The sequence below is a fragment of the Priestia sp. VA7 genome (assembly GCF_055710015.1).
On record NZ_JBVQPN010000005.1, the window covers coordinates 89,516 to 111,075 of the forward strand.

Annotated in this window: 24 protein-coding genes and 1 other RNA gene; 9 read left to right on the forward strand and 16 right to left on the reverse strand. The window is 39.0% G+C overall.

Going from position 1 to position 21,560, the window contains the following annotated elements; all coding sequences use genetic code 11:
- Positions 1–29: 29 nt before the first annotated feature.
- From AC0C45_RS22565 to AC0C45_RS22590, 6 genes are all read right to left on the reverse strand, one after another.
- Entirely contained in the window at positions 30–461 is a 432-nt protein-coding gene (locus tag AC0C45_RS22565; RefSeq protein WP_472928837.1) for a carboxymuconolactone decarboxylase family protein, read from the reverse strand.
- Between the two features lie 136 nt (positions 462–597).
- Positions 598–1,491: a LysR family transcriptional regulator gene (locus AC0C45_RS22570; RefSeq protein WP_472928839.1), complete on the reverse strand. Its 894-nt coding sequence runs from the start codon at positions 1,489–1,491 to the stop codon at positions 598–600.
- A gap of 407 nt (positions 1,492–1,898) precedes the next feature.
- On the reverse strand, positions 1,899–2,525 hold the full coding sequence (locus tag AC0C45_RS22575) for an FMN-dependent NADH-azoreductase (RefSeq protein WP_034648450.1): 627 nt from the start codon (positions 2,523–2,525) through the stop codon (positions 1,899–1,901).
- Between the two features lie 170 nt (positions 2,526–2,695).
- Entirely contained in the window at positions 2,696–4,045 is a 1,350-nt protein-coding gene (locus AC0C45_RS22580; protein ID WP_257063909.1) for a sensor histidine kinase, read from the reverse strand.
- Positions 4,023–4,748 (reverse strand): response regulator transcription factor, encoded by a 726-nt coding sequence (locus AC0C45_RS22585; RefSeq protein ID WP_013059676.1) that lies wholly within the window; start codon positions 4,746–4,748, stop codon positions 4,023–4,025. Before AC0C45_RS22585 ends, AC0C45_RS22580 begins: the two co-directional genes overlap by 23 nt.
- A 158-nt stretch (positions 4,749–4,906) precedes the next feature.
- Positions 4,907–6,034, reverse strand: coding sequence for an MGDG synthase family glycosyltransferase (locus AC0C45_RS22590; protein ID WP_237893097.1), 1,128 nt, complete (start codon positions 6,032–6,034; stop codon positions 4,907–4,909).
- 162 nt (positions 6,035–6,196) lie between these two features.
- Here AC0C45_RS22590 and AC0C45_RS22595 point away from each other — a divergent pair, with 162 nt between their 5' ends.
- The 4 genes from AC0C45_RS22595 to AC0C45_RS22610 all read left to right on the forward strand — a co-directional run bounded on the left by AC0C45_RS22595 (position 6,197) and on the right by AC0C45_RS22610 (position 8,399).
- Positions 6,197–6,823, forward strand: a complete 627-nt coding sequence (locus AC0C45_RS22595; protein WP_237893098.1) for an undecaprenyl-diphosphatase — start codon at positions 6,197–6,199, stop codon at positions 6,821–6,823.
- Between the two features lie 162 nt (positions 6,824–6,985).
- A complete protein-coding gene (locus AC0C45_RS22600; RefSeq protein WP_372588402.1) occupies positions 6,986–7,225 on the forward strand; it encodes a hypothetical protein in 240 nt (79 codons plus the stop codon).
- A gap of 67 nt (positions 7,226–7,292) precedes the next feature.
- Positions 7,293–7,730, forward strand: a complete 438-nt coding sequence (locus tag AC0C45_RS22605) for a MarR family winged helix-turn-helix transcriptional regulator (RefSeq protein ID WP_237893100.1) — start codon at positions 7,293–7,295, stop codon at positions 7,728–7,730.
- A gap of 27 nt (positions 7,731–7,757) precedes the next feature.
- Entirely contained in the window at positions 7,758–8,399 is a 642-nt protein-coding gene (locus AC0C45_RS22610) for a nitroreductase family protein (protein WP_034648443.1), read from the forward strand.
- 33 nt (positions 8,400–8,432) lie between these two features.
- On the opposite strand, the gene moaD is transcribed toward AC0C45_RS22610, so the two are convergent.
- From moaD to AC0C45_RS22635, 5 genes are read right to left on the reverse strand one after another with little or no spacing between them, the layout of a single operon-like run.
- Positions 8,433–8,666, reverse strand: coding sequence for a molybdopterin converting factor subunit 1 (gene moaD / locus AC0C45_RS22615; protein WP_472928843.1), 234 nt, complete (start codon positions 8,664–8,666; stop codon positions 8,433–8,435).
- Positions 8,667–8,668: 2 nt separating this feature from the next.
- Positions 8,669–9,133 (reverse strand): molybdenum cofactor biosynthesis protein MoaE, encoded by a 465-nt coding sequence (locus tag AC0C45_RS22620; RefSeq protein ID WP_472928845.1) that lies wholly within the window; start codon positions 9,131–9,133, stop codon positions 8,669–8,671.
- Positions 9,130–9,657, reverse strand: coding sequence for a molybdopterin-guanine dinucleotide biosynthesis protein B (gene mobB, locus AC0C45_RS22625; RefSeq protein ID WP_128821382.1), 528 nt, complete (start codon positions 9,655–9,657; stop codon positions 9,130–9,132). The genes AC0C45_RS22620 and mobB overlap by 4 nt, the downstream gene beginning before the upstream one ends.
- Positions 9,645–10,910: a molybdopterin molybdotransferase MoeA gene (locus AC0C45_RS22630; RefSeq protein WP_237893103.1), complete on the reverse strand. Its 1,266-nt coding sequence runs from the start codon at positions 10,908–10,910 to the stop codon at positions 9,645–9,647. The genes mobB and AC0C45_RS22630 overlap by 13 nt, the downstream gene beginning before the upstream one ends.
- A gap of 17 nt (positions 10,911–10,927) precedes the next feature.
- Positions 10,928–11,944, reverse strand: coding sequence for a molybdopterin-synthase adenylyltransferase MoeB (locus tag AC0C45_RS22635; protein ID WP_472928847.1), 1,017 nt, complete (start codon positions 11,942–11,944; stop codon positions 10,928–10,930).
- A 161-nt stretch (positions 11,945–12,105) separates the two neighbouring features.
- Here AC0C45_RS22635 and mobA point away from each other — a divergent pair, with 161 nt between their 5' ends.
- Positions 12,106–12,675, forward strand: coding sequence for a molybdenum cofactor guanylyltransferase (gene mobA, locus AC0C45_RS22640; RefSeq protein ID WP_047931124.1), 570 nt, complete (start codon positions 12,106–12,108; stop codon positions 12,673–12,675).
- Positions 12,676–12,687: 12 nt separating this feature from the next.
- Here mobA and moaA read toward each other — a convergent pair whose 3' ends face one another.
- From moaA to AC0C45_RS22655, 3 genes are all read right to left on the reverse strand, one after another.
- Positions 12,688–13,704, reverse strand: coding sequence for a GTP 3',8-cyclase MoaA (moaA, locus tag AC0C45_RS22645; protein ID WP_472928849.1), 1,017 nt, complete (start codon positions 13,702–13,704; stop codon positions 12,688–12,690).
- A 46-nt stretch (positions 13,705–13,750) separates the two neighbouring features.
- Entirely contained in the window at positions 13,751–14,497 is a 747-nt protein-coding gene (fdhD, locus tag AC0C45_RS22650) for a formate dehydrogenase accessory sulfurtransferase FdhD (RefSeq protein ID WP_370506938.1), read from the reverse strand.
- 66 nt (positions 14,498–14,563) lie between these two features.
- On the reverse strand, positions 14,564–14,908 hold the full coding sequence (locus AC0C45_RS22655) for a Na-translocating system protein MpsC family protein (RefSeq protein WP_013085380.1): 345 nt from the start codon (positions 14,906–14,908) through the stop codon (positions 14,564–14,566).
- Positions 14,909–15,272: 364 nt separating this feature from the next.
- Here AC0C45_RS22655 and fdhF point away from each other — a divergent pair, with 364 nt between their 5' ends.
- The 4 genes from fdhF (at position 15,273) to modB (ending at position 20,290) form a co-directional block, all read left to right on the forward strand.
- Positions 15,273–18,212 (forward strand): formate dehydrogenase subunit alpha, encoded by a 2,940-nt coding sequence (fdhF, locus tag AC0C45_RS22660; RefSeq protein ID WP_472928851.1) that lies wholly within the window; start codon positions 15,273–15,275, stop codon positions 18,210–18,212.
- An 11-nt stretch (positions 18,213–18,223) separates the two neighbouring features.
- The gene (locus tag AC0C45_RS22665) at positions 18,224–18,703 is read left to right on the forward strand and encodes a helical membrane plugin domain-containing protein (protein WP_237893108.1); all 480 of its coding nucleotides are present in this window, start codon (positions 18,224–18,226) and stop codon (positions 18,701–18,703) included.
- A gap of 125 nt (positions 18,704–18,828) precedes the next feature.
- Complete coding sequence (modA, locus tag AC0C45_RS22670; protein ID WP_237893109.1) at positions 18,829–19,626, forward strand: molybdate ABC transporter substrate-binding protein; 798 nt, start codon at positions 18,829–18,831, stop codon at positions 19,624–19,626.
- 7 nt (positions 19,627–19,633) lie between these two features.
- Positions 19,634–20,290, forward strand: a complete 657-nt coding sequence (gene modB / locus AC0C45_RS22675; protein WP_013059693.1) for a molybdate ABC transporter permease subunit — start codon at positions 19,634–19,636, stop codon at positions 20,288–20,290.
- Positions 20,291–20,445: 155 nt separating this feature from the next.
- Here the strand turns inward: modB and ssrA are convergent.
- Positions 20,446–20,807: a transfer-messenger RNA gene (gene ssrA, locus AC0C45_RS22680) on the reverse strand.
- Between the two features lie 137 nt (positions 20,808–20,944).
- On the reverse strand, positions 20,945–21,412 hold the full coding sequence (smpB, locus tag AC0C45_RS22685) for an SsrA-binding protein SmpB (protein WP_034648422.1): 468 nt from the start codon (positions 21,410–21,412) through the stop codon (positions 20,945–20,947).
- Positions 21,413–21,560 lie beyond the last annotated feature (148 nt).

The following is a 21,560-nucleotide window of genomic DNA, read 5'->3' on the forward strand; positions in this document are numbered from 1 at the left end:
GCTCTTTTAGAGCGTCTTTGTTGTGCTTATTATTTATTTTCTACCAGCTCTTTTTCATCTGCCTCTACTTCCACGTCACGCTGAGCGAATACTTTCTTGGCTACGCTTAAAGCATTTAACACGCGAGGAAAGCCTGTGTATGGGATTAACTGAATAATGCTCTCCACAATCTCCTTCGGCTCTAGTCCAGCTGTTAAACCTGTATTTAAATGCAGCTCAAGCTGAGGCTCTGTACCCTGAGTGACCAATGATGAAATGGTAACTAATGCTCGTTGCTTATTGGTTAGACCCGGTCGTGAATAAATGTCTCCATAGGCAAATTCAATAATATATTTCCCAACGTCAGGAGCTAGGTCTTTTAAGTCTTCTGTAATTTTTAAATGAGTTGAAATATCATCGTTACTCGTTAATGTATATTCCATTAATTTATCTAAACCTTTTAGATAACTATCTTGTGCCATGTAAAATCAACCTCCGTATTTTTTACTGACACCGCGCGGAATCAATGTTTGTTTTCTTGTATGTTTTCTACACTATCTACTTTAACGCACATTCTCTCTTTCGTAAAATACATATCTTCAATACAACATATGCATTTTATCTATATAAAGCAGAATGCTGTTCATTCATATAGTGAAGAAATTGCTTAGAGGCATATGAAATATATTTATCTTTTTTTAAAATCAATCCTAAATCCCATGAAATTGAAGGGTTAGTAATAGGAACTGCTTTTACAATAGAGGAATCTACTTTTGCCGCAATGGACTGTGGAAAGATAGATACTCCTAAGTTTTCGGCAATCATTTCACCAATAAAATCCCATTGAGAGCTCTCGTAAGCTACGTTAGGTTCAAATCCTGCTTGTTGACATGCATGAATAAGCCGGTCGTGAAGCGTAAAATCTTCATTAAATAAAATAAATTTCTCTTGGGCCAATTCATTAATTTCCACATGAGTTTTAGAGGCTAAAGGATGGGAATTGTGAACATATAAAAGCATTTTTTCAGAGATAAAAGGATTACTATCAAAAAGATGTTCATTTACCGGAAGCACCGCTACACCTAAGTCTAACTCTCCTTTTTCTACTGCTTTTTGAACACGATTGGCTCCGTATTCAATAAGTTTAATCGTAATATCTGGATAGAGCTGCTGAAACCCTTTGATAATCTTTGGAAAGAACAGAACTCCAATCAATGGAGGAATTCCAATTTTAATCATCCCTCTCTTCAGATTCATCACATCATATAAATAAGTCGATAGCTCATCAATGGATGCCATGACTTTTTGTCCTTGCTTATACACCACTTCCCCGGCGTCCGTTAAATCAATCTGTCTTGCGGACCGATCAATTAATTCTACTTCCAATTCTTCTTCTAAGTTTTTCACCATTTTGCTCAAGGTCGGCTGTGAAATATGGAGACTTTGAGATGCTTTAGTAAAGCTCCTTAATTTAGCAACTTCTAAAAAATAATTAAGCTGACGAATATCCATCTCTGCTCCTCCTATAGATAAAGCGAATATTTTTTATATTATTTATTCATTTTACCTATTAAGTTTTAAGATATACAGCAAAAATATAAAGAAGAGATGGAGACATAATAAATCAATTCAATCTAAAGAAGGACAAATGGGATAAAGGCGCTAGTATGACCGCTTGTGACACCACTGTTGCTTTCCGTGGGCGGTCGCCGAGCCTCCTCTTCACTTGCGCTCCTGCAGGGCCTCACCTGTTCCGATTTTCCCGTAGGAGTCTTCGCCTTGCCCTCCAATCAACACCTAGAAGCTACTACATGCATGAAACCTACGCTTACTATAACATCAAAAAATCCGAACGATTCATCGTTCGGATATACCTTCACCTAAAATACTGTTGTCCCGTCCTCTTTTACGAATATGATTTAAAATGTTTTGGCTGATTGTGCTGCTTGTTCTAGGCCACTTTCAATAATTTCTTGCCCACGATCTGGAAACTGATTATGTCCCTCAATAATAACAGAGTTCACATCTGTGATTCCAAAGAATTGAAGTACGCTGCCTACATATTTAACGGCCATTTCGACCTCAGCTGCTGGACCTTCTGAATACACTCCGCCTCGTGCATTTAATAACATCACTTTTTTATCGCCTAGTAATCCCACCGGACCTTCTGGCGTATACTTAAACGTTTTGCCTGCTTGATTTAAATAATCAAAGTACGTATGAAGCACGGCCGGCACAGTAAAATTCCAAAGCGGAAAGGCAATAACAATTTTATCTGCTCTCACAAATTGTTCTAAGTAGTAATTAGCAGTTTCTGCTGCTTTGTTTTCCGCTGCCGTCACTTCTAGCCCTCTTGCTAATTTAAACCGACCGTTTATCATGTCGGCACCTAAATAAGGAAGTTCTTCTTGAAACAAATTTAGCTCTATTATTTCTTCATCTTGGTGCGATTGTTGATAGCTTTCTAAAAATGCATCATATAATTTCACGCTAACCGCTTCACTTGCCGATCTGTCATTTGCTTTTATAAAAAGAGTATAACTCATACTAAAACCTCCACTGATTGTTGATACTCTTATTTTATTCGCTTTTTTCATGCGTTTCGAACGACTTTATAATGAAATACCTTCATACTTTAGTCTGAGAAAAATAAAAAGATCCGAACGATTTATCGTTCAGATCTTCCTTCCACTAGACCACTTTTCCCCCAATCTCCTCATTTTTCAACGGGAAGGTGAATCACAACTTCAGTTCCTTTTTCTTCTTCACTTTTAATAAAAATCTCGCCTTTATGCTGACGGACAATAGTTTGTGCAATCGACAGTCCAAGCCCCGTTCCTCCCGTAGCTCTGCTTCTGGCTTTATCGACTCGATAGAAACGTTCAAAAATATGTGCAAGATCTTCTTTTGGAATGCCAATTCCATAGTCTTTTACTTTGATAATGACATCTTCCTGCTTTTTTTCAACGGTCACTTCAATTTTATCCGTACTGTATTTAATTGCATTATCAAGCAAAATAATCAATACTTGCTTCATTTTTAGTTCATCCACTTCAATCATAATGGGCGTTTGATCATAATGAAGAACTAATTCTCTTTTGTATACCTGCTGCAGCTGCTTAACGATTTGTTCAAAAATAAGAACAAGATCTGTTTGCTTCAGATCAAGCGTTTGTTCTTTTTCCACACTTGCCAGATCAAGCAGCGTTTCAATCATTTTTTGCATTTTGGTTGCTTCGGCATAGATAGTGTTGATCGCATCGAGCGTAATTTCTTCATTTTTAATCCCTCTTCTTCTTAATAAATTAGAATAACTGCGAATAACGGTTAGAGGGGTTTTTAATTCATGAGAAGCATCGGAAACAAACTGATTTTGCTTTTCAATATTTTCTCGCAAGCGGTCAATCATATGATTAAAGGTAACGGTCATCCCCTGCAGTTCATCTCTCGTTTCGGTTTGAATAAGGACTTTTTTAGGAACACCGCTCTCTTCGATCTCTTTCATCGTTGTGACCATATTTTTAATAGGATGCATAATGACGCGTGATAACCATCTTCCTCCTAAAAGAGACAGTAAAATGGACACAAGCGAACAAAAAATCAAAATTGATAGCAAAATATCTTTACGGGTTTCAAAACCAGTCAGGAGCTCACCAATCTCAAGCGTTTCAACGACTTGATTATTGACTTTGACAGGCATGCGAATAACCAATACTTGCTTTTCTCTGATTTTGCGAAGTTTCACCTTTTTTTTCTTTGAAAATTCGGGCTTAATTTTCACCAGATGAGGGTCATTTGATACCTGGTTAATGACCGTAGAATTTTCTGAGACTGTTCGGATAAATGAATGGTTGGTCAAATAAAATTTTAGTAACTCCGGCGAGAGCTCCACGGAATGATCTTGCTGACCTTTTTGAATAATCTCGCGTGCTTTTTCGAATAAAATGTCCTGTTCCATATTCACGGTAGATTTAGTAAAGGAGAAAAAAACAACGATGTTCATGATTAATAAAATAACCACTAGCCATGCTGTTGTCAGTAAATTAATCTTCGTCGTGATCTTCATGTTTCTCCTCTTTCATCATATATCCTACGCCCCGCACCGTATGAATGAGAGAAGTAGAAAAACCTTCATCTACTTTTTTTCTTAAGTGGCGAATATACACATCAATTACGTTCGTTTCTCCTTCATATTCATAGCCCCAAACGTTTGTGAGAATTCCTTCTCTCGTGACAATTTTATTTTTATTGGTAAGCAAATACACGACTAAATCATACTCTTTCGGTGTCAACGTAATGGATTCATTGTTTCTTAGGACTTCCCTTGTTTCAAGATTAATGGTCAAATCACTGATCGTTAAGAGCTCCGCTTCAGCTTCTTTCGTTCCTGATGCTTCTACGAGCGAACGATAGCGAATACAAGAGCGAACCCGTGCTAACAGTTCTTCAATTTCAAACGGTTTTGTAACATAATCATTAGCCCCTTGGTCTAAGCCCATTACCTTATCCAGCGTCGTATTTCTGGCAGTTAATAAAATAACTGGCGTAAATACTTCCGCTTTCCGAAGTCTTCTTAACACCTCAATACCACTCAGACTTGGAAGCATCACGTCTAGCAAAATGAGGTCATATTGAGCGGATGTTGCCGTCTCTAACCCCGCTTTCCCGTCGTACTCAACATCTACTTCATAATCTTCAAATTCCAATTCAATCTTTAACACTTTCGCAATTTGCGCTTCATCTTCCACAATTAAAATTTTCTCTTTCATGTTATACACCTCTCACCACATGTCTTAAGTGAAAGAATAGCTTCTTTAGATAAAAAAACAACATCTTTTTCAAAAGATGTTTGTTTTTTTATCTAAACCCTACTTTTTCAACATACTTGTCTTTTAGCTTATCCTTATTGTTTGTAAACATGAATGTTTTACGCATGAAGACCAATCGTTTGCTTTTCGCCTAAAATCCAATTGACTACTGCTAAAAGTTCTTCAGGCGTTTGTGCTTCGATTTCTTTATGGTAAGCAGCAATCGCGTTATATAATGTGCTCATTTTATCAGCATCCTGCAGCACTGCCTGCAGCTGACTTTCTAACGATTGATCCGCCTTTAGTTCTTGAACTAAGTTTCGTTCTGTTAAATAGCGTAAATTCACTTCTTCTTGACCTGGTAAAGCAGAATGAACAAAAATCGGTAAATTCTTGCGAAGAGCTTCACTGACCGTGATACCACCTGGCTTTGTTACAATAGCATCCACTTGTTCATACAGTTCATTCATTTCTGTGCGTGATGAAATGTACGGAATCGGTGTAACGTGCTGTAATTCCCATCCCTTGATTTCTTCATATAGCTTTTGATTTTTGCCGCATAAGACAAAGTAATGAAAATGGCTCGCATCTTTTAAATCATTGTAGAAATCCATAATATTGCCTAAACCGCTGCTGCCTCCAGCAATTAAAATATTTCGATTACCAGGATGCTTAAATGTTCTTGTTTTTGTTATTTCTTCATGTACCGGTATTCCTGTGACCATCATATTTTGAAGTGGAATTTCACTTTGAGCACGAAGTCCTTTTTTTACTTCTTCACTAGGGAGAAAGTGAAAATCAATCTCTTCTTTTCCCCATAAATTATTAATAAAGAAATCTGTGTAGACATTTATAATAGGTACATCGCACTTGCCTTTTGCTTTTAATTGACTGAGCAAATAAGAAGGAAACCCATGTGTGCATATAATTAAATCCGGATTTTCTTCTTTAACTAAGTGCTCCATTTTTTTTGCGAATACGTGATGATACCATTTGAATGAATGAACAGGCGGTTCATAAAAGAGATGTTTGTATGCCATATTGTACGTTTCTGGAGCATAACGAATCCATTTCAAATATGCGCCTGTGACCACTTTTTCTAATAGTTCGTTTGTATAGCTTAATAAATCTATTTTTTTATAACAAATATTTGTTGTTCTTCTTTCCAATATATCCATTAACGCCTCTGCCACTTGATGATGGCCAGAAGGCATTTTTAGAAGAGGTAAAAATAAAACCTTTTTCAACTGTTTCATCTCCTATTCTAAAAGCAGTTTCTTCCTCTCCTTTTTATATCATTAAATGCCCTTAAATTTCAGATTTTAATTGATTTTTAATGTGAAATTCATCGTTTTTTTAGAGTGTCAATCTAAACTAAGAGTGAAAAGTACTGCATAAGGAGAAAACAAATGAACCTCAATTACGAAGTATTTCAATGTATTAACTCGTTTGCTGGTAAATCCAGCGCAATGGATTCTGTAATGATTATCATCACGAATAGCGTTCCTTATTTTATAATGGCTTGTTTGCTTTTGCTGTGGTTTAGCGGAAAAACAGAAAGAACAATTTATCACCGTTATACAGCTTTATACATGTTGTTTACAATTGTACTTTCTCTATGTATCAACGAAGTCATTCACCTGGTGTATTACCACCCGCGTCCGTTTGTAACTCATCACGTTCATAAGCTGATTCCGCACCCGGCTAATTCATCTTTTGTGAGTGATCATTCGATTTTAGTCTTTTCTGCTGCTTGGATTATGTGGTTACGAAAAAACAAATGGAGAAGCATCATTTTTATATGGGCTGTCATTTCGGGCCTTTCACGTATTTACGTAGGCGTTCACTATCCAGCAGATGTACTTGGAGGGATGGTGATTGCGGGAGCTATCGGATGCTTTATTATATACGTTTCAGCTAAAACAACTCCTCTTATTCAGCGATTATTCTGGATTCACGATTTGATTATCAAGCGTATTCCGTTTCTATCTCCCTATACGCATGAACAAATTAGCAAAAAAAATCATTCAGCTTAAAGAGGCTGAGGCAAAAATAGTTTAGCTGAAATGAAAAACGAACCACTAATCAAACAGTTTGATTAGCGGTTCGTTTTTTTTGTTATGGTGAACGTAGATTTTATCCGTTTCGTTCCTTCCAGCAGTTGATTGGAGGGCAAGGCGAAGACTCCTGCGGGAACAGTGGAACAGGTGAGAACCCCGCAGGAGCTCAAGCGACGAGGAGGCTCAGCGGCCGCTCGCGGAAAGCGAAGCCTTGCACGGAAATCAACTGCGGTTGAGCAAGCAGTCCAGATTACATATCCAGATTGTTCACCTTTGAATGGGATTCATTTCGTTACGTCTCAGCCTCTTTCTTTATTATTTTTAAAAAACAACGTTCACTTTCTTGACTTTCACTTTTATTTATTTTATATTATTTGATGTATCAAACATTGATGTATCAAATATTAATCCATCAATAAATATCATAGAAAAAGGAGCGACTTTCTTGTCACATTCATGTTCTGAAAAAGCAAATGTTCTGTATACTCTGCAAGAAGTTAATAAACAAATTAATCAAAAGTTTGAGCATTGTACCGGTGTTAGCCAATCACGTCTTGATATTTTACATCAGCTTTATGAAACAGGTGAAATGAGTCAAAAGGCGCTTCAACAGCAAGTAAACATTGACAATGCTGCAATTACAAGGCATTTAAAGCAGCTCGAAGAAAGAGATGTTGTATCACGCCGTAAAAACCCTGATGACAACCGCGTAACATTTGTAAAGCTTACGAAAAGCGGACATGAAAAAATCGGTGCATTTCGAAACGAAAAAGCTCGCTTTATTGATGAAGCATTTAAAGATTTCAGCGAAGAAGAACAGCTGCTGCTTTCCAAAATGCTTGAGCGTTTAAAAGTAAACATTTCGGCCATTGAACGGTCATAACATTTTTAACATAAAGGAGAGTTCATCATGACGCAAACAAAAACACTAAACAATGATTTCCAAGATATTATTACAGGGCGCAGATCTATTCGTTATTACGACCCATCTGTCAAAATCAGCCGTGAAGAAATGAAAGAAATTTTAACCGAAGCGACGCTAGCTCCATCTTCTGTTAATGCACAGCCTTGGCGCTTTCTAGTAATTGATAGCCCTGAAGGAAAGGCAACATTAGCTCCGCTTGCTAAATTTAATCAATCACAAGTAGAAACATCAGCAGCTGTTATTGCGATTTTCGGCGATTTAAAAAGTGAAGAAAATTTAGATGAAATTTACGATAAAGCTGTTGAACTAGGCTATATGCCACAAGAAATTAGAGATATGCAAATTCCTAAAATCAAAGCGCACTACGCAGCTGCTTCTGAAGAATTAAATAAAGAAACAGTATTAATTGACAGCGGTTTAGTATCTATGCAGTTAATGCTTGCTGCACGTGCTCACGGTTATGATACAAACGCTATTGGCGGTTATGAAAAAGATCAAATTGCCGAAGCATTCGGTTTAGACAAAGAGCGCTATGCGCCGGTTATGTTACTTTCAATCGGCAAAGCAGCAAATAGCGGTTACCCGTCTGTACGTTTACCAATCGAAAAAGTAGCTCAATTTAGATAATAAAAAAAGGTGCTGTATATTCAGCACCTTTTTTTATCCTCCACTAACGGGCGGAATAAATGCGACGGTATCTCCCGTTCTAATGGTTTCTTCATCTGTTACAAACTCTTCGTTGACTGCGGTCATCGTTTGCTTCAGAGAGGACAGCTTATACGTTTTTTGCACATATTCCTTTAATTCCTTCACTGTTATATCTTGCTTATCAACTGTTACTTGTTCCACTCCAGCCTCTTCACGTATAGCAGCGAAAAATAAGACGTTAATCATTTTTACATCTCCTTCATTGGCTTTCCTTCAGGATATTCTTTTGTTTCTAACTGATCTCCAATCCATTTTGTTCCGTCTTCCCAAAATTCCTTTTTCCAAATTGGCACAATTTGCTTAATACGTTCAATAGCATACTCGTTTGCTTCATAAGCTGTTTTGCGATGCGGAGAAGAAACGGCAATAACTACTGCGACTTCTGTTATATCAAGCATCCCGATTCGATGAGTAATAGCTGTCAAAGCATCGGGCCACTTTTCCTGAATTTCGTCACCAATTTGGCTAAGCATTTTCACGGCCATTGGCACATAGGCTTGATATTCAAGAGAGAGCGTCTGCTTGCCTTTTGTAAATTCTCTTACCGTTCCAATAAATGTCGTAATAGCTCCCGCGTCTCTTCTAGAAACTTTTTTAATTATTTCATCTACGGCAATTGGCTGATTTACTACTTCAAATAAGTGCTGGTTCATCTTCTTTCCCCCACTTCTTTCAATAAAAAATTAAGATAAAGCTCGTCTTCTTGTAAGTGAAATATTGGATATGCTCGCTGCAATTCTTTTTTAAGCGGAACGTGACTGATCACGCATATAATATTAGTTAGAGAGGAAAGCAGAACAAGATCTTCTTCACTTCGAATCAAGACTGCTTTTGGATAGGATTCTTTTTTATATCCTTCAACAAAAATGACATCTGGCGAGAAAAATTGATAAAAATCAATCAGCTTTTTTAGGGTCCAGTCTTTACTATCTGCCGTAAGCTGAAGGATTCCACCTCCCTCTACACCTGCCACATCGGCACCTGCTTGCTGGTGGCGATGACTGTCTTTTAGCTCACTGCTGCTATCTGGAGGTCCGCCGTGTCCATGGTGCTTAATAGAACCTACACATAGATTGAATTGTTTCGCTCTTTTAATGAGCTTTTCCACTAAAGTAGTTTTTCCGCTGTTTTGAAATCCAACTACTTGTAAAACGGTACAACAAGCTACCAAGGCCATTCACTTCCCCGCACATCATCTAGCAATAAGACGTCAACCAGCATTCCTTCTTTGTATCCTCTCGTCCCTCCAGGAAATATAATTAATGTATCCGCATGAGCTAAAGAAGAAACAGCACTAGATTTTGTAAAGCTTAATGGAGAAGCAATCAGCTGTCCTTCCCTGTATGAAAGCCTGCCAGATACAAATCGCATAAAAGGATTTGGCTTTAAGAAGTCCTTTCCTAACAAAGCTTTTTCTTTCCGAAGATGAGGGGTTCTTTTACCCGCATATGTACTGATTACCGGACGAGCCAGAAGTTCAAAACCGACATAGCACGCTGTAGGATTTCCCGAGAGGCCAAATAAAAGCTTTTCTTCCATACGAGCAACCGTTGTTACACTGCCTGGTCTCATTGCTATTTTATTAAAAAGAACTTCGGCTTGTAATTGTTTATACACATCTGGTAGATAATCATAGTCTCCTACTGAAACGCCGCCCGTTGTAATCAGCATGTCCACTTCTGATAGTGCAGCTTTTACCGCATTGTAGCACTGACTTAAATCATCAGGCATAATACCAAAATAGTTCACTTCGCCTCCAGCTTTTTCAATTTGCGCACGCAGCATATGAGCATTGCTATTACGAATTTTGCCCCGTTCAACAGGATCATTCACTTCCACTAGTTCACTTCCAGTTGCAAGTAATCCAACTACAGGTTTTTTGAAGACAGCTACATTACTATAGCCAAATGTGGCTAAAAGAGCTGCTACTCCGGGAGTAATATACGTTCCTTTTGAAGCTAACACAGTGTCTTTTGTTGTTTCTTCTCCTTGAAAAGAAATGTTATCTCCGCTGTTAAACGAACGCTTGATTTGAACGATCGGCTGATTGTCTTTCGTATATTCTTTTGTTACTTCAAGCATCGCAACCGCATCGCAGCCTTTAGGAATAGGAGCTCCTGTCATAATACGCACAGCCTGCATCGCGTTGACTGTATGTTCAAAAACAGAACCCGCTCCTATTTCTCCTCGAACAGCCAGTTCTACTGGATGAAGTGATGATGCTTCTTTCGTATCTTGCGACCGAACGGCAAAACCATCATATGGAGAACGATCAAAAGCAGGAATATCCTGATCTGCTATTAAATCTTCAGCTAAAAATCTGCCGTGAGCTTCTTCAAGCGCAATGATTTCTTGCTTTCTGTTTTTTGCATACTGCATCACTCGTCCAACGCATTCTCCAACAGGGATAGGAGTTCGCTTTTCTCTCATTCTTTTCACTCCTTTACTCATCCTAGTAAACGATAATATAAGCTTCTCGCAAATTGAATATCATTCGTTCCATGAATAAATACACGGCCATCTTGAAAAATTACAAAGCGCTGCTCTGGAAGCTGACATGACAGAAGATATGGATTGCGGTCCACTTTCCCCTGTTTTTTTAACCGTTTTTCCAATTCATCGAAGTTGTACAAATGGCGCGGCGAGGGTCTGATTTGAACCGTCTCTCTGCCGCACAGAACTTCTGTTTTAAGCTGATTTTCATACGCTAAGTACGGATATGTTTGGGTTGATCCGCAAGAAGAACATTTATCACTTTTCATTTTGCCCGTCTTAAATTCAGCATGCTGATTATTCCAGACGTCAAAGGTTAGAAATGTGTGGCGCAAAGCTTCAACATCTTCGACTAAAATTTTTAATGCTTCGGTTATTTGATAGGCTGCCACAATTTGAACAGCGGGACTAATAATTCCTGCTGTCTCACAGGTTGCTCCTCCGACAGGCACTTTTTTCAATATGCAGTGCAGACAAGGGGTTACATTTGGGATAACAGTATAAGTGGCGCCATAACTCCCTACACATGAGCCGTATATCCAAGGAACTTCATACTTATGTGACAAATCATTTAAAATAAAACGGATGTCGAAGTTGTCTGTCGCATCGATGATCACATCGGCTGTTTGGACGATACTTTCTAAATTAGCAGGCTGAGCATCCATCACCAGCGCTTCAATCTTCACTTCCGTGTTTATTTGACGCAAACGATTTTTTGCTGCTACAGCTTTAGGTAGTTTGTTTTGCGCATCTTGTTCTGTATAAAGCTGCTGACGCTGTAGATTACTCCATTCTACATAATCACGATCTACAAGAGTCAATTTTCCAATTCCAGCACGCACGAGGGCTTCTGCGCTAGCGCTGCCTAGAGCCCCTGCACCTACAACTAAAACATGCTTACTTCTAATTTGCTGCTGCCCTTTGTTTCCAACAGGCTGGAAAAGCTGCTGACGTGAATAACGTTCTGTCACTCTTTTCTCTCCCTTTCTCATTCAATCTCTGACTTCACTGTCTATTCCTTTGTCAAAGATATTTCTTTAAAAACATGCTATTATACACATAAAGCTACGCTGCTTTACGGAGGCTTTTTTGCATAAATATACAAATATATTTTGATGGAGGTATTTAATAAATGTCCATTGCAGGCATTGTATTAGCAGGAGGAAAATCTTCTCGCTACGGTCAACCCAAAATGTTTGAAACCTATAAGAAGAAATCATTTTACGAATATAGTATAGATGCATTAAAAGAAAATCACGTCACACCTATACTTGTGTCTACCAACCAAGATTTACTCCCTTATTTTCAAAGAAAGGATGTTGCATTTGCAGTTGAAAAATGCCCGTATCAAGGTCCTTTGTATGCAATTCATCACGCTTTAACTGCGATCGATTGCTGCGCTGAATGGTTCTTTATTCTTTCTTGCGATATTCCTTTTATTAATGCTGAGTTTGTTCATCACATGATCACACTGACCCAAACGGACTCACCTGACATTGTTCTTCCTGTTCAGCCTGATCACATTCACCCGCTTCTAGCACTCTATCACCGTAGAACGCTTCCTCTTATTGAACAACTCGTTACACAGGGTGAAAGAAGGCTTACGCAATTGTTGAATCAGACAAACGTCCTTCGCGTGCCTTTTTCAGCAGAAGATCCCACTTTTATAAATGTGAATCACCGCAGTGATTGGCATGTATAAAGCTTCTTTGAATTATCCACCAATATGAGACATTTCCACTTTTTCAGCGCCTTGGACCTGTCTTCCATTAGCTCGTTCGTCTGAGTAACGATCTTTCCGATGACTCCAGATATCAGAAATGGTGTCACAAACAGTATGATCAGAGGCTTCTGACCGTATCAGTGTGCGGAGGTCATATCCTTTTGACGCGAACAAACAGGTATAGAGCTTTCCTTCAGCCGATACTCTTGCGCGTGAACAAGTGGAACAGAATGAATCTGTGACAGATGAAATGATACCAATTTCCTCTTCTGTTCCGACGTATCGATACCTGGTGGCTACTTCTCCCGTATAATGAGGTGTAATTTCTTCAAGAGGCATTTCTTGTCCAACTATATCAAGAATTTGTTTCTTTGTTATAACCTCATCCATTTTCCAGCCGTTTGAATTTCCAACATCCATATATTCAATAAAACGCAGCGTATGTTTTTTGTCTTTAAAATAGTGGGCCATCGGAAGAATATCCTGCTCATTCTTGCCTTTTTGGACAACCATGTTTATTTTGACTGAAATCCCCGCAAGAGCTGCTGCTTCTATTCCTTCTAATACTCGTTTTACGCTTCCTCGGTTTCCATTCAACTCTTGAAATCTCACTTCATCAAGCGAGTCTAAGCTAACGGTTACTCTTGATAATCCCGCTTTTGATAAGGCTTCTGCATGCTTCTTTAACAGTGAGCCGTTTGTTGTTATGGCAATATCATCTATACCCTTAATTTGCTTCAGACGATTGATTAGATCTGGCAAGCCTTTTCTTAGCAGCGGCTCTCCTCCCGTTATACGCACTTTTTTTACTCCTAGCGATGCGAATAATCTAGTGAGTCTCTCTAATTCATCAAACGAAAGAATGTTTTCGGCAGGTAAAAATGGATAGTCTGCCCCAAAAATTTCTTCAGGCATACAATATCGACAGCGAAAGTTACAGCGATCTGTTACTGACAAACGCAAGTCTCGTAAAGGACGCTTTAAAGTATCAACTATAGCGTATGACATCTGCCTCATCTCTCCTCTCTCTAGCTGTCAGCTTCTCCACAGCAGATTAACTCTCTCTTAAAATTCTTTCCGGGCATGTATAAATATTCAACGAATCATTTCGAATAAACCCTACCGTTGTAATTCCCAATTCTTCTGCTAGATTTAAAGCAAGTTCAGTCGGGGCGGATTTTGAAAGAACCACTTCACACCCGATCTTCGCTACTTTCAACAAAATTTCTGAAGAAATACGGCCGCTGAAAACGACTACTTTATCTCTAATTGAAATATGGTGTTTTAAGCAATACCCGTATAGTTTATCTAGAGCATTATGCCTACCAATGTCCATTCTGCTAAGCATAAAGCCATTTTTATCACAAATAGCAGCGTTATGAACGCCACCCGTTTCTTGAAACGTAGCAGCAGATTGCTGCAGCTTATTCATCAATTGAAAACAATCCTTAATTGAAAGTTCTACCGATATATCGTTCATTTTTTTAGCAGTCAGTGCATCATTTATAAAGACAAACCCTTGTCTGCTCGCCCCGCAGCAAGACGTGATATATCGTTTATTTTGAAGGTTTTGAAAATACGGGTTTAATTTATCTATTGTAACATGAACATACCCTTCTTTTTCTTGAACCCATATGTTTTTAATGTCTGTGTATGCTCGGATAACCCCTTCAGATGCTAAATAGCCAATTACCATATCTTCAATGTATTGTGGGCTACATACCATCGTGACAAACTCTTCTTCATTAATTTTCACAGTCACAGGAAACTCCGTTACAATTTTATCTTCCACGCTTTCCATTTGACCATTTTTAAATCTAAGAACTGTACGCTTCTTAACGGTCGAGTTCATGTGATGTCTCCTTTTTTAAATAATGTTTTTATCAAAAACGAATACGGAAACCGCTATATTTTCTTTTATTTTCATATCTGAAAATAAATTAACCAACTTTGCTCCTACCAATTCTTCTAACCCTTCCGGCGGATTCGATGCATATACATCTTGGATCATTTTTGTTCGAGCTAGATGAACCATGTCACATCCTTCAGCAGTGCTTGCAATAAATGTTTCTGTCGGAGTTAAATTTCCATACAGTGTTGAGACAGCCATATTTTCAACAAAAACCGTATGTATTCTTTCCGGTCCTTTTCCAAATAAATCTTTTCGAAGCTTCCGAATAATATCATTAAATTCATGAATAGTTTTTGACATAATCAACGCTCTCCCACCGATTAAAATTAAATTGTGCATTTTATTCCTACAGTTTTTTTATCATAAATCAACACTTCAAAAAATAAAAGCCTAAAATCTTTGCAGCAAAACTTTTGAAGAGAGTTGGGTATTTAAAAAAGTTGTGCATTTAAAAACGTAGCGATATAATTATAAATAATCGAGATGGAATAATAATAATGAATTGTTATTACTCTATCACTTTTTCTTAACGATATAAATGGGCCGGATTGGCATATTAGTAAGACCTGCTAGTAAACTATTCCACCATGATTGCACTTCCCTTATTTAATTAGGCGTGTGTATTCATGGTGGTTTTTTGTTTTTATATAAAGGAGGAAAACAAATGAGTCGTGAAATTATCACTGTTCATATAAATGGCAACGAATACAAAGCAGCTTCAGGCTCTACCATACTTGAAATTATTAATCAGCAAAGCATTGAGCACCCTCAGATTTGTTATGTTCCTGAAGTGGATCCTATTCAAACTTGTGACACATGTATTGTTGAAATGAATGGCGAGTTAGTTCGTTCTTGTTCTACAAAAGCTGAAAACGGCATGAAGATAGAATTACAATCAGCACCCGCAAAAGCGGCACAGACGGAAGCAATGGATCGTTTATTAGAGAATCATTTGCTATACTGCACCGTTTGCGACAATAACAACGGAAATTGTAAATTACATAACACAGCCGAAATGATGGAGATTGAACATCAAAAATACCCCTATACGCCAAAGGCCTCAGAGAATGAAGTCGATATGTCTCATCCGTTCTACCGTTATGACCCTAATCAATGCATCGCTTGTGGCCAATGCGTAGAGGTTTGTCAAAATCTTCAAGTTAATGAAACACTCTCTATCGACTGGGAAGCAAAACGTCCCCGCGTTCTCTGGGATGACGGTGTAGCAATCAATGAATCTTCTTGTGTGAGCTGCGGTCAATGTGTAACCGTATGCCCTTGTAATGCCTTGATGGAAAAATCCATGCTTGGAGAAGCTGGATTTATGACTGGGCTTCCAAAAGACGTTTTAAATCCAATGATTGATTTAGTTAAAGAAGTAGAACCTGGATACAGCGGAATTTTTGCTGTTTCAGAAGTGGAAGCCGCTATGCGCGAAACACGCACGAAAAAAACAAAAACTGTCTGTACATTTTGCGGAGTTGGATGTTCATTTGAAGTATGGACAAAAGGCCGTGAAATCCTTAAAGTTCAGCCTAGCTCTGATGCTCCCGCAAATGCCATTTCAACCTGTGTGAAAGGAAAATTCGGCTGGGATTTTGTCAACTCTGAAAAACGTATTACTAAGCCTTTAATCCGAAAAAATGGTGCATTTGTAGAGTCGTCATGGGAAGAAGCCCTCGACTTAGTAGCAAGCAGGTTAAGCTCTATTAATCAGCAGTATGGACATGGATCAGTTGGTTTTATTTCTTCTTCTAAGATTACAAACGAAGAAAACTATGTTATTCAAAAGCTGGCTCGCCAAATGTTTGAAACAAATGACGTAGACAACTGCTCTCGCTACTGTCAGTCTCCTGCAACTGATGGATTATTTCGAACAGTGGGAATGGGAGGCGATGCTGGCACGATAAAAGACATCGCAAAAGCTGGACTGGTTATCATCGTTGGAGCTAACCCTGCTGAAGGTCATCCTGTATTAGCAACTCGCATCAAACGCGCGCACAAGCTTCATGACCAAAAACTAATCGTCGCAGATTTGCGCAAAAACGAAATGGCTGAACGCTCTGACATTTTCATCAGTCCAAAACAAGGTACGGACCAAGTATGGCTAATGGCTGTAACAAAATACATGATTGACCAAGGATGGCACAATGAAAAATTCATCCAAGAAAACGTCAACTATTTTGAAGACTTTCACTCTTTGCTTGAAAAGTACACGCTTGAATATGCTGAACAAATTACGGGTATTCCAGCAGCAACGCTCATTCAAATAGCTGAAATGATTCGAGACGCCGATGGAACCTGTGTGCTGTGGGGCATGGGCGTAACGCAAAATACGGGAGGCTCTGATACATCAGCGGCTATCTCAAACCTGTTGCTTGCTACTGGAAACTATCGACGCCCTGGAGCAGGCGCTTATCCGCTCCGAGGCCACAATAACGTCCAAGGAGCATGTGATATGGGAACTCTTCCTGCTTGGCTTCCAGGCTATCAGCACGTCACAGACTCAGTCGCCCGAGCGAAATTTGAAAAAGCATACGGTGTAAAAATTAAAGATAAGCCAGGGCTTGATAATATTCAAATGCTGCATTCAATTGGTGAAGGAAAAATGAAGGCCATGTACCTTGTCGGTGAAGATATGGCTCTTGTTGATTCAAATGCTAACCATGTACACGAAATATTATCAAATTTAGATTTTTTTGTCGTCCAAGACATTTTCCTTTCGAGAACGGCTCAATATGCTGATGTTGTACTTCCTGCTGTTCCTTCTCTTGAAAAAGACGGAACATTTACCAATACGGAGCGACGTGTCCAAAGATTGTATCAAGCATTACCAACGCTCGGTGATTCAAAGCCGGATTGGTGGATTGTTCAAGAGATTGCCAACCGCTTAGGTGCGAACTGGACGTATACACATCCTGGTGATGTCTTTGCAGAAATGGCTAGTCTATCACCTCTATTCAGCCAAGCCAGTTACGAAAACCTTGAAGGCTGGAATAGCTTCTTATGGGGGAGCTTAGAGGGAAAAAGCACGCCGTTACTTTACGTCGATGGGTTTAATTTCCCAGATAAAAAAGCGCGCTTTGCTTTATCACATTGGGTACTTCCTGCCGAATTCCCAGAAGAATATGATCTACACATTAATAATGGAAGAATGTTAGAACATTTTCATGAAGGGAATATGACCAATAAATCGAGCGGCATCCAATCAAAAGTACCGGAAGTATTTGTAGAAATTTCACCTCAGCTTGCCAAGGAGCGTGAAATTGAAGAAGGTTCGCTTGTCAGATTAATCTCACCGTTTGGAGCAGTAAAAGTACAGGCATTAATTACAGAGCGAGTAAAAGCAAATGAGCTGTATCTTCCAATGCACTCTGTTCATAAAGATTCGGCTATTAACTTCTTGACCGGACCTGCAGTCGACCAACGAACAAATACGCCGGCTTACAAACAAACAAAAGTACGGATGGAAGTATTAAGTAAAGGTGGAGCAACGCCTTTACCGTCTACAAATCCGCGTAACAAAAAACGTCATCCTCAAAATGGGGTCGAGGTTCAGCGTAAATGGAACCGTCCTGGCTACGTCCATTTAACAAGTAAATAGGAGGAGAAAAGATGGCACAACCTATTACAGAAATTAAGAAACCTCTTCTAAGCGAGGAAGAAGAAAAACAACAAAAATTAGAAGATTTAACTTCTCTGCTGGCAGATAATGAAGAAGCGTTGAACCGTATTATCGGTATTGTTGGCGAACTTAACGACATGGGTGTTCTTGAAGCTGCTGATTCAATGATTCAAGCGAAAGAAAAAATCTCAAAAATTGCGCTTCATCAAATTTCCAGAGAACCGGTAACCAATTTAATTAATACTCTTATGAGTGCAAGCAGCGGTTTGATGAAGGCAGATCCAGAGGTAACTGCTAAACTTGTAAATAGCGCAACAGCTGGTATGAACGAAGCGAATGAATATGTAAAAACCGGAAAAAAAGTAAGTGCATTAGCTCTTATAAAAGCGCTAAACGATCCAGACGTCAATCGTGCAATTGGATTTGGGCTTCACTTTTTAAAAGGAATGGGCAAAGCGTTGGAAGAATAAATGAAGCAGCGACTTGAAAGTTTTCCCCCTTTCAAGTCGCTGTTTTCTTTTTAGGAAGTCAAATTTAAAATGAACGTGATATAGTTATACTAAATTGCTTTACTACAACTAACTGAGGTGACACGATGCAACAATACTTTAAACCCTTATTCGCACTATTATTTTTAATTATGTTTACTGCTGCTTGTTCGAACGAAACAAATACCGATCAATCCGCAGCTCAGCACAAAAACATCAGCTTAACGATATCCGCTGCGGCCAGCTTAAAAGATGCGCTCACTGATATTCAAAAGCAATATGAAAAAAAGCATCCAAATATAGACTTGAAATTTAATTTTGGAGCTTCAGGCTCGCTGCAACAGCAAGTTACAAACGGCGCACCTGTTGATTTATTTTTTTCAGCAGCGGAAGACAAGTTTGATGCACTAGTAAAAGCAGGAGCTATCTCCAAAGAGAATGGTGCTGACTTGGTTGGCAATGGCCTTGTGCTTATCGTGCCAAAGAATAATACGTCTGCTATCACAAATTTTGAAGATCTATCAAAGCCGACTGTTCAAAAAATTGCACTTGGAATACCAGAATCCGTTCCTGCCGGACAGTATGCGAAGGAGACTTTTGAACACATGAACCTCTGGAAAAACATTGAGCCAAAAACCGTCTATGCGAAAGACGTACGCCAGGTGCTTTCCTATGTAGAGACAGGAAACGTTGAAGCTGGGGTGGTTTATAAAACCGATGCCTTGATTTCAAAAAAGGTGAAGATTGTCGCTACTGCAGATAATAGCACTCACAAACCAATTGTATATCCTGTAGGCGTTATTAAGGATTCGAAACATCCACAAGAAGCAAAAGCTTTTTATCAATTTTTACAAAGTAAGACGGCTCTTGACACTTTAAAGAAATACGGTTTCACTGCAAATTGAGGCCGCTATGATTCAAGAATTTTTATCTCCTCTTCAGCTATCGCTTAAAATTGCATTAGTAGCAGGATTTGTCGTTATTATTTTAGGCACTGTTATAGGAAAACTGTTATCTAGGAAACACTTTAAGGGAAAAGTGATGATTGAAACGGCGTTAATGCTCCCGTTGGTGCTCCCTCCGTCCGTTGTTGGATTTTTATTGATTGTCATATTCGGGAAACACAGCCTGCTCGGCCGGGCAATTGAATGGGTCTTTCAACAACCCGTTATTTTCACATGGTGGGCAGCTGTTATTGCCTCCGTTGTCGTTGCGTTTCCGCTTATGTATCAATCTGCCAAAACAGGCTTTCAAGGCGTTGATTACGAAATTGAAGACGCAGCTCGAGTAGATGGTGCAAGCGAATGGAAAGTCTTTTTCTTTATTTCTATCCCTTTAGCTTCTAAAGCCATCGTAACAGGAGGAGTGCTAAGTCTGGCAAGAGCACTCGGAGAGTTTGGAGCCACTTTGATGTTTGCCGGCAATATTCCAGGTGAAACTCAAACTGTGCCTACTGCTATCTACGTAGCGATTGACTCTGGAAACATGAATCTCGCTTGGCTATGGGTTATTTCAATCGTCTTTCTTTCCTTTCTTATGCTGCTTTTTGTTCAGCTTAAACAAAAATAAAAGGATGCCTCTTTATGTAAGAGGCATCCTTTTATTTCTTTCCTGCTTTTTTCAATTTTACATAAATCATAAATTAAAAAGGAGCTAATCAAATGAAGAGCATACATTTGATTAACTCCTGTTATAAGTAAGGTAAGCCACCATACAATATGTATTGGTGGAGACGGTGGGAGTCGAACCCACGTCCAGAAATATCGCCACTTAAGCGTCTACGAGTGTAGTTGGCATATTGATCATTCGCGAGCTGTTCTGCCTACCAACAGGCGTCCCAGTCGCTAGTCTGATTATTCTCTTCCTTCGTCCTCAGACGGCGAACTCCGGCGTAGCCCACTTAAAGTGAGTCCCTTACCCTACCACATGGGCGATGGAGGGAGGAACCGCTAAGCTACTATTATGCAGCTAAAGCGAAGTTATTGTTAGATTTGCCAGTTATTATTGGCGTTGATGTTTTAACGAGGCCATCTCCTCGACTCGCAACCTAAGCTCGAACTACCCCTGTCGAATCCGTAACGTCCCCATATAAAAGGGAGCCGGAATGTGTAAGAAAAAATCTTACATCAGATAGCGACTTCAGTGTGCAAAATGAAATCTAACTGATAACAATACTTATTATATCACAAAATGAGCATTTTGCAATTGTAAGATTTTGTAATGTTACATCTTTTGACGATCACGAAATGCTCGTTCGATATCGCGCTTCGCTTCTTTTTGCTTTAAGTCTTCACGCTTGTCATATTTCTTTTTACCCTTACCAAGCCCTAGTAAAACCTTTGCGTATCCATTTTTTAAATACACTTTTAAAGGAACTAATGAATAACCCGTTTCTTTTGAATAGCCAATTAGCTTGCTGATTTCACGCTTATGCAGCAATAGCTTTCGTGTACGCAACGGCTCATGATTGTATCGATTTCCTTGTTCGTAAGGACTAACGTGCATATTGTGTAGAAATACTTCTCCGTTTTGCACACGAGCAAAAGAGTCCTTTAAATTTACACGCCCATTACGAATTGATTTAATTTCCGTTCCTTGTAGAACAATACCCGTCTCATATGTTTCTTCAATAAAAAAGTCGTGGCGGGCTTTTTTGTTTTGTGCAATTAATTTCCCTTCACCTTTTGGCATAAAACGTTCCTTCCCTTCTGCCGTACTTACGTATATGTATGATATTATGTATCATTTTACTGTATGGAAATCTAAACAACAACTAAAACGTTTAATGGAGCTGTTTTGAAGCAGAAGGAATACCCTTCTGCTTCACTGCTGTCGATTT

Excerpts from the sequence above, each read along its gene's own strand:
- AC0C45_RS22565 (WP_472928837.1), bottom strand. The coding sequence starts at position 461 with ATGGCACAAGATAGTTATCTAAAAGGTTTAGATAAATTAATGGAATAT.
- AC0C45_RS22570 (WP_472928839.1), bottom strand. The coding sequence starts at position 1,491 with ATGGATATTCGTCAGCTTAATTATTTTTTAGAAGTTGCTAAATTAAGG.
- AC0C45_RS22575 (WP_034648450.1), bottom strand. The coding sequence starts at position 2,525 with ATGAGTTATACTCTTTTTATAAAAGCAAATGACAGATCGGCAAGTGAA.
- AC0C45_RS22580 (WP_257063909.1), bottom strand. The coding sequence starts at position 4,045 with ATGAAGATCACGACGAAGATTAATTTACTGACAACAGCATGGCTAGTG.
- AC0C45_RS22585 (WP_013059676.1), bottom strand. The coding sequence starts at position 4,748 with ATGAAAGAGAAAATTTTAATTGTGGAAGATGAAGCGCAAATTGCGAAA.
- AC0C45_RS22595 (WP_237893098.1), top strand. The coding sequence starts at position 6,197 with ATGAACCTCAATTACGAAGTATTTCAATGTATTAACTCGTTTGCTGGT.
- AC0C45_RS22610 (WP_034648443.1), top strand. The coding sequence starts at position 7,758 with ATGACGCAAACAAAAACACTAAACAATGATTTCCAAGATATTATTACA.
- moaD (WP_472928843.1), bottom strand. The coding sequence starts at position 8,666 with ATGATTAACGTCTTATTTTTCGCTGCTATACGTGAAGAGGCTGGAGTG.
- AC0C45_RS22620 (WP_472928845.1), bottom strand. The coding sequence starts at position 9,133 with ATGAACCAGCACTTATTTGAAGTAGTAAATCAGCCAATTGCCGTAGAT.
- mobB (WP_128821382.1), bottom strand. The coding sequence starts at position 9,657 with ATGGCCTTGGTAGCTTGTTGTACCGTTTTACAAGTAGTTGGATTTCAA.
- AC0C45_RS22630 (WP_237893103.1), bottom strand. The coding sequence starts at position 10,910 with ATGAGAGAAAAGCGAACTCCTATCCCTGTTGGAGAATGCGTTGGACGA.
- mobA (WP_047931124.1), top strand. The coding sequence starts at position 12,106 with ATGTCCATTGCAGGCATTGTATTAGCAGGAGGAAAATCTTCTCGCTAC.
- moaA (WP_472928849.1), bottom strand. The coding sequence starts at position 13,704 with ATGTCATACGCTATAGTTGATACTTTAAAGCGTCCTTTACGAGACTTG.
- fdhD (WP_370506938.1), bottom strand. The coding sequence starts at position 14,497 with ATGGAAAGCGTGGAAGATAAAATTGTAACGGAGTTTCCTGTGACTGTG.
- AC0C45_RS22655 (WP_013085380.1), bottom strand. The coding sequence starts at position 14,908 with ATGTCAAAAACTATTCATGAATTTAATGATATTATTCGGAAGCTTCGA.
- fdhF (WP_472928851.1), top strand. The coding sequence starts at position 15,273 with ATGAGTCGTGAAATTATCACTGTTCATATAAATGGCAACGAATACAAA.
- AC0C45_RS22665 (WP_237893108.1), top strand. The coding sequence starts at position 18,224 with ATGGCACAACCTATTACAGAAATTAAGAAACCTCTTCTAAGCGAGGAA.
- modA (WP_237893109.1), top strand. The coding sequence starts at position 18,829 with ATGCAACAATACTTTAAACCCTTATTCGCACTATTATTTTTAATTATG.
- modB (WP_013059693.1), top strand. The coding sequence starts at position 19,634 with ATGATTCAAGAATTTTTATCTCCTCTTCAGCTATCGCTTAAAATTGCA.
- smpB (WP_034648422.1), bottom strand. The coding sequence starts at position 21,412 with ATGCCAAAAGGTGAAGGGAAATTAATTGCACAAAACAAAAAAGCCCGC.